Source organism: Collimonas pratensis, assembly GCF_001584185.1.
Classification (GTDB): Bacteria; Pseudomonadota; Gammaproteobacteria; order Burkholderiales; family Burkholderiaceae_D; genus Collimonas; species Collimonas pratensis.
Genome location: NZ_CP013234.1, coordinates 1545526 through 1558490, shown reverse-complemented (window position 1 = coordinate 1558490; position 12965 = coordinate 1545526). Strand labels below are relative to the sequence as shown.

12 protein-coding genes are annotated in these 12965 nt (G+C 60.2%); 4 read left to right on the top strand and 8 right to left on the bottom strand.

What is annotated here, in order from left to right:
- The first annotated feature begins 12 nt into the window (after positions 1-12).
- On the top strand, positions 13-729 hold the full coding sequence (locus tag CPter91_RS07090) for a head GIN domain-containing protein (RefSeq protein WP_061938826.1): 717 nt from the start codon (positions 13-15) through the stop codon (positions 727-729).
- Positions 730-746: 17 nt separating this feature from the next.
- Positions 747-1505 carry a LytR/AlgR family response regulator transcription factor gene (locus tag CPter91_RS07085; RefSeq protein WP_061938823.1) on the top strand — a complete coding sequence of 253 codons (759 nt, stop codon included), beginning with the start codon at positions 747-749 and terminating at the stop codon, positions 1503-1505.
- Between the two features lie 115 nt (positions 1506-1620).
- On the opposite strand, the gene CPter91_RS07080 is transcribed toward CPter91_RS07085, so the two are convergent.
- The 3 genes from CPter91_RS07080 to CPter91_RS07070 all read right to left on the bottom strand — a co-directional run bounded on the left by CPter91_RS07080 (position 1621) and on the right by CPter91_RS07070 (position 6055).
- Positions 1621-3864, bottom strand: a complete 2244-nt coding sequence (locus CPter91_RS07080) for a S41 family peptidase (RefSeq protein WP_082792664.1) — start codon at positions 3862-3864, stop codon at positions 1621-1623.
- Between the two features lie 54 nt (positions 3865-3918).
- A complete protein-coding gene (locus tag CPter91_RS07075; RefSeq protein ID WP_061938816.1) occupies positions 3919-4614 on the bottom strand; it encodes a GntR family transcriptional regulator in 696 nt (231 codons plus the stop codon).
- A gap of 118 nt (positions 4615-4732) precedes the next feature.
- Positions 4733-6055 (bottom strand): C4-dicarboxylate transporter DctA, encoded by a 1323-nt coding sequence (locus CPter91_RS07070; RefSeq protein ID WP_061938813.1) that lies wholly within the window; start codon positions 6053-6055, stop codon positions 4733-4735.
- Between the two features lie 206 nt (positions 6056-6261).
- On the opposite strand from CPter91_RS07070, the gene CPter91_RS07065 reads away from it, so the two are divergent.
- Both CPter91_RS07065 and CPter91_RS07060 read left to right on the top strand, forming a co-directional pair.
- Complete coding sequence (locus CPter91_RS07065; RefSeq protein WP_061938810.1) at positions 6262-7500, top strand: allantoate amidohydrolase; 1239 nt, start codon at positions 6262-6264, stop codon at positions 7498-7500.
- 17 nt (positions 7501-7517) lie between these two features.
- Complete coding sequence (locus tag CPter91_RS07060; protein WP_061938807.1) at positions 7518-9158, top strand: HAL/PAL/TAL family ammonia-lyase; 1641 nt, start codon at positions 7518-7520, stop codon at positions 9156-9158.
- A gap of 507 nt (positions 9159-9665) precedes the next feature.
- Here CPter91_RS07060 and CPter91_RS07055 read toward each other — a convergent pair.
- The 5 genes from CPter91_RS07055 to CPter91_RS07035 form a co-directional block, all read right to left on the bottom strand.
- A complete protein-coding gene (locus CPter91_RS07055) occupies positions 9666-10676 on the bottom strand; it encodes an IS110 family RNA-guided transposase (protein WP_061938804.1) in 1011 nt (336 codons plus the stop codon).
- Positions 10677-10939: 263 nt separating this feature from the next.
- Positions 10940-11515, bottom strand: coding sequence for an RBBP9/YdeN family alpha/beta hydrolase (locus CPter91_RS07050; RefSeq protein WP_061938801.1), 576 nt, complete (start codon positions 11513-11515; stop codon positions 10940-10942).
- 2 nt (positions 11516-11517) lie between these two features.
- Positions 11518-12429 (bottom strand): EAL domain-containing protein, encoded by a 912-nt coding sequence (locus CPter91_RS07045; RefSeq protein WP_061938796.1) that lies wholly within the window; start codon positions 12427-12429, stop codon positions 11518-11520.
- 27 nt (positions 12430-12456) lie between these two features.
- Positions 12457-12672 carry a TOBE domain-containing protein gene (locus CPter91_RS07040; protein WP_014007003.1) on the bottom strand — a complete coding sequence of 72 codons (216 nt, stop codon included), beginning with the start codon at positions 12670-12672 and terminating at the stop codon, positions 12457-12459.
- 58 nt (positions 12673-12730) lie between these two features.
- Positions 12731-12946 (bottom strand): TOBE domain-containing protein, encoded by a 216-nt coding sequence (locus CPter91_RS07035; RefSeq protein ID WP_061938793.1) that lies wholly within the window; start codon positions 12944-12946, stop codon positions 12731-12733.
- Between the last annotated feature and the right edge of the window lie 19 nt (positions 12947-12965).

Sequence of the window (12965 nt, the reverse complement as noted above, 5' to 3'; positions counted from 1 at the left end):
AGGAACACAACTATGAAATCGCCCTCACGCTTTGCCTTCTTTTTTGCACTGGCTACTGCCGCAATGATCCCATTGCTCAGCTGCAGCCCTAGCGTGGCTGCAGACGTGAACAAGACCGAACGCCAGGTAGACAGTTTCCAGCAGGTGGAAATCATGGATGCAGTGAATGTCTACCTGACCCAGGGGCCGGCCAAGCCGGCCGTGATCGAAGCCGAAGGCAACGGCGCATCCCAGGTCCGGCTGGATGTCAGCGGCTCCGTGCTGCGCGTCATCTCAGGCGGCAGCAGGATGTTCCACAACACCAACGTCAACGTTTACCTCACCGCGCCGGACGTCAACGGCCTCAGCATCTTCGGCTCGGGCGATCTCAAGGTGCTCGGCAAGTTGAGCGCGAAAGACACCATCAAGATCTCGATCGCCGGCTCCGGCACCGTCAGCGGCGAGCTGAATGCGCCTAACGTCAATGCTTCCATCGCCGGCGCCGGCGATATCAAGGTCAAGGGCAGGACCCGCGACCTGCGCGTCTCGATCGCCGGCAGCGGCGACTACGACGGCTTCGACCTGATGGCGGAAAGCACCCATGTCTCGATCGTCGGCAGCGGCGACGCCCACGTGTATGCCAGCAAGCAGCTGTCGGTATCCACCGCCGGCTCCGGTGATGTATCCTATATGGGCGACCCGCAGGTGCGCTCCAGCATCATGGGTTCGGGCTCAGTCAAAAAACGCTAAATCCTTAGAATTCGCCTATGCCTACTGCAATCATTGCCGATGACGAGCGCCTGATGCGCGATCAGATCCGCCTGCGCCTGAGCCAGGCGTGGCCGGAACTGGAAATCCTCGGCGAAGCCAAGAATGGCGATGAAGCCATCGAACTGGTCGACCAGCTGGAACCTGACTTCACCTTTCTCGACATCCGCATGCCTGGCAAGACCGGCTTGCAGGCAGCGCAGGAAATCGGCGGCAAAAGCCATATCGTTTTCATCACCGCCTACGACGAATACGCGATTGAAGCGTTCGAACACGGCGCCGTCGACTACATCCTGAAACCGGCCGAAGCGGAGCGCCTGGCCTTGACCGTGACACGCCTCAAGGCACGCCTGAGCACCAGCGCCGCGCCGACCGACATGAGCTCGATGCTGACCCAGCTGGCCAAGCAGATGGGGATCGCCACCAAGCCGGTGTACCTGCAATGGATACAGGCCAGCATCGGCCAGCAGCTACGCCTGATCCCGGTGCAGGAAATCCTGTTTTTCCGCTCCGATGAAAAATACACCAGCGTCCAGACCGCCACTTACGAAGCGCTAATCCGCAAGCCGGTGCGCGACCTGGCGGAAGAACTCGACCCCGACCTGTTCTGGCAGATCCACCGCGCCACGCTGGTCAACGTCAACGCCATCGACGGCATCACACGCGACATGCGCGGCCGCCATCAGGTGCTGGTCAAAGGGCATACCGAGAAACTAGAGGTAAGCCGCAGCTTCATCCATCTGTTCAAGCAGATGTAAGCCCCCTCCGCTCCGCCTCCCCGTCTAGGCCACCCCGCCTCGTCGGCCCGTCATTCCCGCGAACGCGGGAATGACGGGGACGCCTAGTCGGGGTCGCCTAGACGGCGCGCGAACGTCAGCGCGCTTGCAGGAATGCCTGCGCCCGTTCCAGTACCTCGTCGCGGCCAGTCCGGATGCCGTCCAGGGTAGGCACGACCTTGATATCGGGTTGCAGGCCGACCCGCTGCAGCTGGCGGCCGTCGGCGTGGCGTACTTCCTGGCCGGAAAACGACACCGAAATGGCGCCGGGAAGAACCAGCTTGGTGAGGTCGCCGTCGGCCCCGGCGCTGGGGCTGCCGATAAAGGTAATGGCCGTGGCGGCCTCGAAGAAAAGACCGCTGTGCTCGGCCTGGCTCTGCGTACTTTGATCGATCAGCATCACCACTTTGCCCTTGTACAGCGGCTTGTCGGATTTCGGCACGGACTGCCGGAAGGTATTGAGACTACCCTGCTCCGACGGCAAGGCGGTCGCGATCCGCCGCGAAAAATTCGCACCGAACTGCGCACCCTTGACGTTCAGCCTGGCGGCAATTCGCCACAGCGTACCGTTCGGGTAACCGCGCATATCCAGGATCAGGCCATCCGTCTGCTTGAAAGCGTCGAACATGGCGTCGACATCTTTCAGCGCCAGCCGGTCAAGATCGGCATAGCCGATATTCCCCGGCAGGATCTTGAAGATCGCGCCGCTACGCCTGGCCTTCCAGAATTTCCAAAAGGCGTCGGAACGGGGCAGCATTACTTCGTGCCGAACGCCGCCGGCATCTTCGATCAGCACTTTCGCCACGCTGCCATTCGCGCCGGCAAGCAGGTTGGGAAGGACGTCGCGCAGGCGCGCTGCCTCGGTCGAGCCGCTGGTGATTTTTTTCAGCTCGCTGATACGTTGCGAAATGTCTTCGCCATCAACCGCCAGCACCACGTCCCCGACTTTCACTTGCGCATTCTTTTGCAGTTCCTGATCCGTTATTTCCACAATCGCGATGCGATTTTCAACGCTGGCCAAACGCACGCCAGCCGGTGCCTCGCCATACAGGGAAGCACGCTCAGGGCCTTGGATCCAGACGTGGCTGTCATCCAGCTTCGCGGCCATTTCCGCCAGCGCCTGGGCGTACCCGCGGCTATTGCTTACCGTCTTCATGCGCGCAAGGAATTCAGGCAAGGCATCGTCCCACGGACGATCCGCATACGCCAGGTAAGGAAAGAATTTATCCATGGTCGACCACAGCTTGATCACGGCAAGCTGGCGCCAGGGCAAACTCGGGAACCTGAGCTCGGAGGAAAGCGACACGAGCTGCCGCACCGGCATCGCCGCTGTCTTCGCGTATACCGTTGCGCTGCCCGGTCTGACACCGCTTCTGATCAGTTTCAGCGCAGCCTTGGCCGCCGGACTGCCGGCGCCCGAGGCGCTATCCGGCGCCACGCTGGCGTCGACACCAAAGCCGCTGGCGCCATCTGGAAATATCAGTTCGCCTACGCTGTAGTTCATGCCGGTTTTGCCGTCATCGTCAAGCGTGATCGCCCTGACAGGCACTGCCCAGGCGGCGGACGCCTGGCCTTCCGCCAGGATCCAGGCCTTGCCGGCACGCTGCAGAGCTAGCGCCGAAAGAGGCACCCGGTTCGACTGATTGACGATAAAAACCATTGGTATGGCATGGCCGCCCTTCACCGGCATCAGGCGCGAGGTCTGCAGCATCAGGCTGGCAGAAAAATACATGCCGCTGGTAATCCCTATCTCCGGCTGGAAACCAGTGTGATAGCGATACCGGTTCGAGGGCAGCAGCAAAGGCTGATCGATGAAATTGGCAATCAATTCGTCTGGAAATTCCGCACCATAGCCATAGCTGGCGCTTTCCCTGGTCGGCCGCAGGTCAATGATCAAGCCTTTGGCGCGGGCAGCCAGCTGCGCCGTCACCGCTTCAAAATGCAGCTCGCCGGTGGTCACCCGCATGCTGCTAAGACGATGCAGATGGAGTAGCGCGACATCGCCAGGGAGCCATTCCACCATTTCCTGCGAGCTCTCCTCGCTGACATAATTGGGTTCGTCTATGGTGAAAATCTGAAACGCCGGATCATGCAGCGGCTTCATCAAGGCCGTCACCGCATCCTGAAACGCCGCCGGCGTGCTTGCCGCTTCCACTTTCGGCAAAGCGTCGACCAGCGCCTGGTCCCAGTCGATCTCGCCGCTGGCCAGCGCCGGGCTGAGCCATTTGACATCGCTCCACAAATGCGCGACATCCGTCATGCGTTGAATGGCGCTTGAGTCAACTGCCTGTGCCTGCCCTGCCGTCATCAGAAAACAAAAAATCGCAAAGCCACGGCGCATGGATATCCTTTTATCTGGATGGTTAACTGCAGGGGATTGGATGCTGCGGTAGTACTAGGCCAGCAACGCCTTGACGAAGTCCTTCTTGCCATCAGACGGCGGTATTTCGAACTGCAACGCCTTCTCGACATGATGCAAGTGATGCAGCATCAGCTCCACCGCTTTGTCGGCATCGCCGGACTTCGCCGCCTGCAGGAATTCCACGTGTTCATCGGAGGAACAGGCGGCATCGCGGGTGGACTGGTAGAGCATGGTGATCAGGGAGCTGCGGCCGGCCAGCTTGGTGAGAACGTCGGTCAGCACCTGGTTGCCGACGGCGCGCGCCAGCAGGATGTGGAAATCGCTCAGCAGGCGCGAACGGATCTGCGGGTTTTCCTTGGACAGCGCCTCGCGCTCCTGCTGCAAGTGCTGTTCCAGCGTTGCATAATCGGCAGCCGTAGCCTTGGCGACGAATTCGCGCACCAGCGCGGCTTCCAGTACGCGCCGCACGAAAAAGATCTGGCGCGCTTCTTCTTCGGTCGGGCGACTGACGAAAGCGCCCTTGTCGGGCACCAGGTCGATCAGCTTGTCCTTGGCCAGCATCACCAGCGCCGCGCGGATCTTGGTGCGGCTGACGGAATACAGGCGCGCCAGCGCTTCTTCCCGCAGCTTGGTGCCGGGCGGCAGGCGCTGCTCGGCAATCGCCGTCGTGATGTCGGCGGCGATATCGTCAGAACTGTCGGCGCCGGGTGGGCTGGATGACAGGCTCATGTTCTCGATTTCCTTGAAGCGTGGTTCTAAAGAACAAAATTGTACTATGCGACACCTTATATTATAAAAATAAGAATCCGCTGCGGCCGGCGGCAAGCGCCGCCGGCTGTCCTGCCGTCTATGCCGGCCGGCTGTCGCCCACCGCCTGCAGCGGCGCCGGCAGCTCGTCCTCCAGCGGCGGCCGGGCGCCGTTCAGCACCGCATGTGCGCGGGCGCGGTCGATATCCTTTTCCCACACTGCCACCACCACTGTGGCGACGCAGTTGCCGAGCAGGTTGCCGAGTGCGCGGGCGATCCCCATGAACCAGTCGATCGACAGCACCAGCACCAGCCCGACCACCGGGATCGCCGGAATCGCCGACAAGGTCGCCGCCAGGATCACGATGGCTGAGCCCGGCACGCCGTGCGCGCCTTTCGAGGTAATCAGGGCCACCGCCAGGATCGCCAGCAGATCGGTGATCGACAGCGGCGTATTGGTGGCTTGCGCAATGAACACCGCGGCCAGGGTCAGGTAGATGGAAAAGGCATCCAGATTGAAGGAATAGCCGGTCGGGATCACCAGGCCGACGGTGGAACCCTTGATGCCCATGTATTCCAGCTTGCGCATGATCTGCGGCAGCACGCTGTCCGAAGATGCCGTAGCCAGCACTACCAGCAGTTCCGCACGCAGGTACTTGATCAGCTTGAAGATGCTGAAGCCGGCCAGGCGCAGGATGGTGCCGAGTATCGCAAACACGAAGATCACCACCGCGAAGAAATACAGCAGCACCAGGAAGCCCAGCTGCTGCAGCGAACCGACGCCATACTTGCCGACCGTGAAGGCGATCGCGCCGAACACGCCCAGCGGCGCCAAGCGGATGATGAAGGACATGCACTTGAAGAAGGCTTCCGACATACTGTGCACGATGATGACGATGGGCGCCGCTTTTTCACCGATGAGCGACAGGGCCGAACCGAAAATGATGGAGAACAGCAGCACTTGCAGCACATCGCCGGAAGTGAAGGCGCTGACCACGGTGCTCGGGATGATCTTCATGACGAAGTCGGCGAAACCGGTGCCCTTCACCTGCTTGGCGGTCTCGACATAGCTGGACAAGGCATTGGCGTCGAGCGTATCCGGGTTGATGTTCATGCCGGTGCCGGGATGGAACACGAATGCCAGCAGCAGTCCCAGCACCAGCGCAACGGTAGTCACCACTTCAAAGTAGATCAGCGCCTTGAGGCCGACCCGCCCCACCTTCTTCAGCTCGCCCGCACCGTAGATGCCATGCACCACGACGCAGAACACGATCATGGGAATGATCATCTTGACCAGCTTGATGAAGCCATCCCCCAACGGCTTCAGGCTCTCTCCGAATTTGGGGAACAGCACCCCAACCGCAATACCGATCACAAGTGCTATCAGCACCTGGCCAAACAGTGATTTATAAAAGCGCCGCACGTCTGTCTCCTGATTGTTTTGTTTGGTTTATACCAATTTTGGTCTGTCAGGCCTGGATGAAATAGCCTGCATCCCGGATTCAATATAATGCATTCACTTATTGTATGCAATAATTGAATTCAACTTAGTTTGTGTGTATCATCGCAAAAAACCAATAACAACAGCCCGCTCGACGGTCTAGACCATCAATTAGCAAGGAGACAACCATGCAAGAACCCTGGAACAGCTGCGGCGCGCAGATCATGACCTGGGCCGACGCGCTGGCGCAGCACAGCGAAGCGCCCGGCATGCTGACCCGCACCTACCTGACAGCGGCGCATCATGCGGCGGCGGCGCAGCTGGCGGAATGGATGTGCGCCGCCGGCATGAGCGTACGGCGCGACATGGCCGGCAATGTCATCGGCCGCTATGAAGGCTTGACGACCGACGCCCCGGCGCTGGTCACCGGCTCGCATTTCGATTCGGTGCGCAACGGCGGCAAATACGACGGCAACCTCGGCATCCTGCTGCCGATCGCCTGCATCGGGCAGTGGCATGCGGCCGGCAAGCGCTTCCCTTTTGCGCTGGAAGTGATCGGCTTCGCTGAGGAAGAAGGCGTGCGTTTCAAAGCCACCCTCCTCGGCAGCCGCGCCGCCGCCGGCACTTTCGACCTCAGCGTGCTGGACAACCTGGATGACAGCGGCCAGAGCATGCGCGATGTCATGGCGGCTTCCGGCTTTCACGCCAGTGGTCTGGGCAAGGCGGCTTACGCGCCGGCCGCCGTGCTGGCGTTTGTCGAAGTGCATATCGAACAAGGGCCGGTGCTGCTGAATAACGATTTGCCGCTGGGCGTAGTGACCGCCATCTCCGGCGCCTCGCGCTTCATGGTGGAAATCGAAGGCCTGGCCGGCCATGCCGGCACGGTGCCGATGGAAATGCGGCGCGATGCCGCCATGGCGGCGGCTGAAATCGGCTTGTATATAGAACAGCGCTGCAGCGGCACGCGCGGACTGGTCGGCACTGTCGGCCAGTTCAATGTGCCGAACGGCGCCGCCAATGTGGTGCCGGGCAAGGCCGTGTTCTCGATCGATATCCGGGCCGAACAGGATGCGCTACGCCAGGCTGCCGTCGCCGATGTGCTGCAGCAGATCGAACAGGTCGCCGCGCGCCGCCATGTCGTCATTCAAACCCGCAAGACCCACGAAGCCGCCAGCGTCCCCTGTGCGCCCTGGCTGCAACAGCAGTTGGCCGGCGCGATGGAAGAATGCGCACTGCCGCTGCGCCACCTGCCTTCCGGCGCCGGCCACGACGCCATGGCGATGGCTGCCATCACCGATGTCGCCATGCTGTTCGTCCGCTGCGGCAACGGCGGCATCAGCCACCATCCGGATGAAATCATGAGTGCCGCCGACGCCGCGCTCGGCGCCCGGGTCTTCAGCCGCTTTGTCGAAAATTTTAAGAACTGACCACTTTGGATCTCAACATGACTACTACCACTATCACCATCGACGGTTTCAACCTGACTGCGCAGCAAGTCGTCGACGTCGCCCGCGCGCCGCACCTGCCGGTGACCCTGGCCGACTCTTCACGCGCCGCCCTGAAAGAAAGCCGCGACTACATCGAATCGACCTGGATGCACGACGAAGCGCCGATGATGTACAGCTTCAACACCGGCGTCGGTCTGCTGAAAGATACCCGCATCAAGGTCGAGCACATCGAACTGTTCCAGACCCAGCTGATCAAGGCCCATTGCGCCGGCCTCGGCGAGCCGTTCTCGGAAGAAGTCAGCCGCGCCACCATGCTGTTGCGCGCCAACGCCTTCGCCAGCAATTACTCGGCGCCGCGGGTGGAAGTGGTGGACCGCCTGCTGGCTTTCCTGAATGCCGGCATCCATCCGATCATGCCGCAAAAGGGTTCCGTCGGCGCCTCCGGCGATCTCGCGCCCTTGTCTTATCTGGCGGCAGCGATTGCCGGTTTCGACGAAGCCGAAGTGATGTACCAGGGCCAGCGCATGAGCGCGCCTGAGGCGATCACCAAGTCCGGCGTCGGCGCGGTCAAGTTTGACTTGAAAGCCAAGGATGCATCAGCCCTGATCAACGGCTGCACCGCTTCGCTGGCGGTGGCCGTGCTGGTGACGCACGATGCGCGCAACCTGTTGAGCGACGCCTGTTTGTCGCTGGGCCTGACGCTGGAAGCCATGCGCGCCGAAATGGCCGCGTTCGACCACCGCATCCAGCAAGCCCGTCCGCATGCCGGCCAGATCAAGACCGCCGCCATCATCCGCAAGCTGCTGTCGGGATCGACCCGCACGACGCACGAAGCGCGCTCGGTGCAGTTTCCGGAAGAAACGCGCCGCACCGATATTCCATACAGCTCGCGCATCCAGGACGTCTACTCGCTGCGCTGCTCACCGCAAGTCTACGGCCCGGTATTCGATGCGCTGGACTATATCGACAACATCGTCGACAAGGAAATCAATTCTGCCACCGACAATCCGCTGATTTTCAGCAAAGAAGAAGCGGAAGGCGGCGGCTTCGAGATCATCTCCGGCGGCAATTTCCACGGCCAGTACCTGGCGCAGGCGATGGACTTGCTGGCAATCGCGATTGCCGATCTGGGCAGCATCTGCGAACGCCGCATCGCCCGCCTGATCGATCCGACCCTGTCGTGGGGCTTGCCACGCAACCTGATGAGCGGCGTGCGCGGCGTCAATACCGGCTATCCGGTGGTGCAATGTTCGATGAGTTCGCTGGTGATGGAAAACCGCACCCTGTGCATGCCGGGCAGCGTCGACAGCATCCCGGCCAAGGGCAACAGCGAAGACCACGTCTCCAACTCGACGTGGTGTGCGCGCAAGGCCGCCACGGTGGTGGCCAACACGCAATACATCATCGGCGTCGAGATGCTGCTGGCGGCGCAGGCGCTGACCATGACGGAAGACCTGCTGCCGGGCTTTGTGCTGGGTCAAGGTACGCAAGCGGCTTACCAGGAAATCCGCCGCCAGATCCCGGCTTGCCTGGAAGGCGACCGCTGGTTTCACAACGATATCGTGGTGGCGCAGTCGTTCGTGGTCAGTGGCTCGGTGCGCAATGCGGTGGTCAAGCAGATCGGCGAGTTCGCCTAGTCTCCCTGCTTTTTTGTCGCGCCTGACATACGCAGCTAACTGGGGTTAGAGTGAACTTTCTGCGCGCTTTTTGCAGAAACTCCACTCTGCCCCTACCTAGCGGGCTACGGAGTACATGCCTCACCGCTGAAAAACAAAACCATATGGCGCGTTCTGTCTTTCTTCGAATCCGTCATGTGGGGTCAGAGTCGAGTTTCGCGAAAAAGCACCGCGAAAGTCGACTCTGACCCCAGATGACTCCCGACCCCAGATGACTCGGACCCAGATAATTTATCCAGTTTCTGCAGATTAGCGGGTAGCGATGGGAAGCGCCTTATACGCCTGCCGTTGCGGCTCGCCAGAGAGGACAACCAATCGTAGCTAACTGGGGTCAGAGTGAACTTTCTGCGGGCTTTTTGCAGAAACTTCACTCTGACCCCACTTAGCGGGCTACGGAGTACATGCCTCACCGCTGAAAAACAAAACCATGTAGCGCGTTCTGTCTTTCTCCGAATCCGTCATGTGGGGTCAGATACCGTCTTGAATAGCAAGCCCGTTGGTTAAATAATTTGGATCGAAGGGCTTGCCGGTACGGATCACTCCGTAAATCAGATGTGTCATTTTGTGCATGACGGCCCCGATCACAGCTTTTTTCGCCATGCCGGTGGCCAATAGCCGTTCAGCAAAGCAACGTAGTAGCGGGTTGTGTCGACATGCTACCAAGCTAGGCATGTAAAGCGCCGCTCGCATCGACATGCTTCCTGCCCGGCTAATCATGGTTCGACCTTTGATGGAGGTGCCGGAGCTGCGTTGTTTCGGGGTTACGCCGAGAAATGCGGCAAATGCCTTGGCACTGTCAAATCTGCGGATATCGCCTAACTGACCCAGGATTCTTGCCACCGTGGTGGTGCCGATGCCCGGGATGCTTGTGATGAGCTCGGCGTCATGCTTGAGGCCGGGATGTCGATCAATGTGATCATCGATGTCGTCCTCCAACTTGTTGATCTCGGCGCTTAGCCAGGCGATGTGCTGCTTCACATGGTCGGCGACGTCGGTCATGCCGGTGAAGGTGTTGGCTTCAAGCCGATTTTCTTCCTGCTGGCGAATATCTTTTAAGGCTTGTACTCGCAGCGACCAGGCCCGCAGCTGGCGCTGTTCCAGCGGTGGCGGCGTCCAAGGTGCCGGCTTCATGGCGGCACAATAGCGCGCAATGAGGCCGGCATCGGCGGTGTCGTTCTTGTTGCGAATATTTTCACTATGGCCGAAGCCTTTGATGCAGGCCGGATTGACCACGCTAACGCTCACTCCCGCGTCATGCAGCGCCAATGCCACCGGCTCATAATAAATCCCAGTGGCCTCCATGCAGACATGCAGCGTTTCTTTAGCGACTTTCGCCTTGCTTAGCCACTCCAGGAGTGATTTGTATCCGTCGGCGGAATTCTCCACCACCTTGGCCTTGGTCTTGCCGTTGACCAGCAAGGCAATATCGAGCTTCTTCTTGCTCACATCGATACCAACAACTGCACATACCGTTTCCATTTTTGACCTTTCTCGTATGCGGGCTTACGCATCAGGCGATGGCCCAAGATACCGTTCGGACTTATAAAATGAAACAGGCAGAGGCGCCTATCTGACCCACGTGCTCAATGGCACTCAGTCTAATCGGCATCACTCTGCCCGGCCGCTTCTACATCCTTATTATCCGATGGCGACGCGGTAGGTTCAATATACGAGAGTCGAGTTTCGCGAAAAAGCACTGCGAAAGTCGACTCTGACCCCAGATGACTTTGCTCCGGATGACATTAGCGGGTAGCGATGGGAAGCGCCTTATGCGCTTGCTGTTGCGACTCGCCAGAGAGGGCAACCAATCGTTGCAATAGCGATTGGCCATAGAGCCAGTCGCCCAGGTTGGATTCGGCATTGATATGCCCCAGCGCGCCGGCGTCGATGTAATCTGCGCCCCAGGTCTTGGCCCATTGACGGGCGCGGCCGCTTTCCATCCACGGATCGTTGAGGCTGCCGACCACGATCGCCGGCACCGGCAAGCGTCCTTTGACTTCTGCGCTGACGTCGAATTTGTCCGGATCGGCCGGCGCCACCAGCAGTGCGCCGGCCAGGTTGGGCACGTCGTGCAAGGCGCTGTGGATGGTTGTCAGGCAGCCGAAACTGTGCGCCACCGCCAGCGTCGGCTGGTCGCTGCCGCGCAGCTGCTGCTGCAGGCGCTGCGACCAGACTTCCAGCACTGGCGCATCCCAGTGCTCCTGCTCGACCCGTTCGAAATGCGGATACAGCCGCTGCCAGCGCGATTGCCAATGCTGTGGGCTGCTGTTATACAGCCCGGGCACCACCAGCACACGAAACGAAGACAGCGTCGCCATGATCAGGCACCTCCAAGGTCTACGCTAGTTGCCGGCAAACCATCCGGCTGTGCCGGCGGCGTCCCGGCAGACGCAGTAAAAGCATGCAATGCAGCCTGCGGCAGATCCCACAGAAAGCCCTGCGCGTGCAGAGGCAGCGTAACGATTCTTGCCAGCTGCTGCAACACTTCCAGGTCACGCGCCTTTTCCAGGCGTTTGAAAATCACCTGGATGCCCCGTGCTGCGCATTGTTCCAGAAAACGCGCGGTGTGCTCATCGTGAGTGACGCCGCGCGCATCGATCTTGATCACGTCTGGCCGCACCTTCTCCAGCAAGGCCGCAGCCTGCGCCACATCGTCGGCATTCACCGCCAGGCGGAAATGGTTGCGGCGGTAATTATCCAGCACATAGTTCAGCAGCCAGCCCTGGTTTTCCGTGATCGTCGGCAGCTGCAGCACGATTTTCTCGTGCGGCAGCTCCAGCAGGTTCAGGATACGCCGAAACGCCATGCCGTGGTTGCTGTCGACCGCCGCCAGCAGGCGCGCATGCACGCTCAGGTAGAGGTCGCCGACCGCCGCCTCGGCCTGCCGATAGAAATTGATCGAATGCAGCATGCGGCACAACCGGTCCAGTTCGATCGATTCGTCATCGCTGGCGGCATGGTCCAGCAGCTTCCACAGATACAGGCCGTTGTCGCTGGACGAATAACTGTGGGCGAAACCTTCATAGCCGATGACAGCACCATTGCCGGCCAGCGCATCAATCAGCCGCACAGGCTGGAACACGCTGGTCAGCGTGGTGTTGAAATACCTGCCCTGGGCCCGGCCGTCGGCGTCCAGCCAGACCCGGCAGTCGCTGCGGACTTCCGCATGCGCGCCACCGTGATTGACGCTGTGCAGACGGGCCAGATATTGCTCCAGGGCGGGAAAAGTCATGGCAGCTCCGTGATCAAGACAGGGATATCAGATCTTGGCGATCGATACTTCGGTCGCTTTCACCAGCGCGACGACCTCGGTGCCGATCACCAGGCCCAGGTCCTTGACCGAACGGGTAGTGATCACCGAAGTGACGATGCCGGCCGGCGTCTCGACGTCGACTTCCGACACCACGGTGCCTTCGATGATGGCCTTGATCTTGCCTTTGAACTGGTTGCGTACATTAATGGCCTGGATAGTCATGATATTTTCCTGAAAAGGTGAAATGAAATAAACTGATGCTGCTGGCTAACGGTAAAAATCAGAGCTTGGCGATCGATACTTCGGTGGCTTTTACCAGCGCCACCACTTCCGATCCGACCACCAGCCCGAGATCGCGCACCGAGCGCGTGGTGATCACCGACGACACGATGCCGGACGGCGTTTCGATATCGAGCGCGGACAAAACCTCATCCTCGGTAATGCTATGGATCTTGCCGCGAAACTGGTTGCGGACATTAATTGCCTGGATGCTCATGGTTTCTCCTTTGGTCATG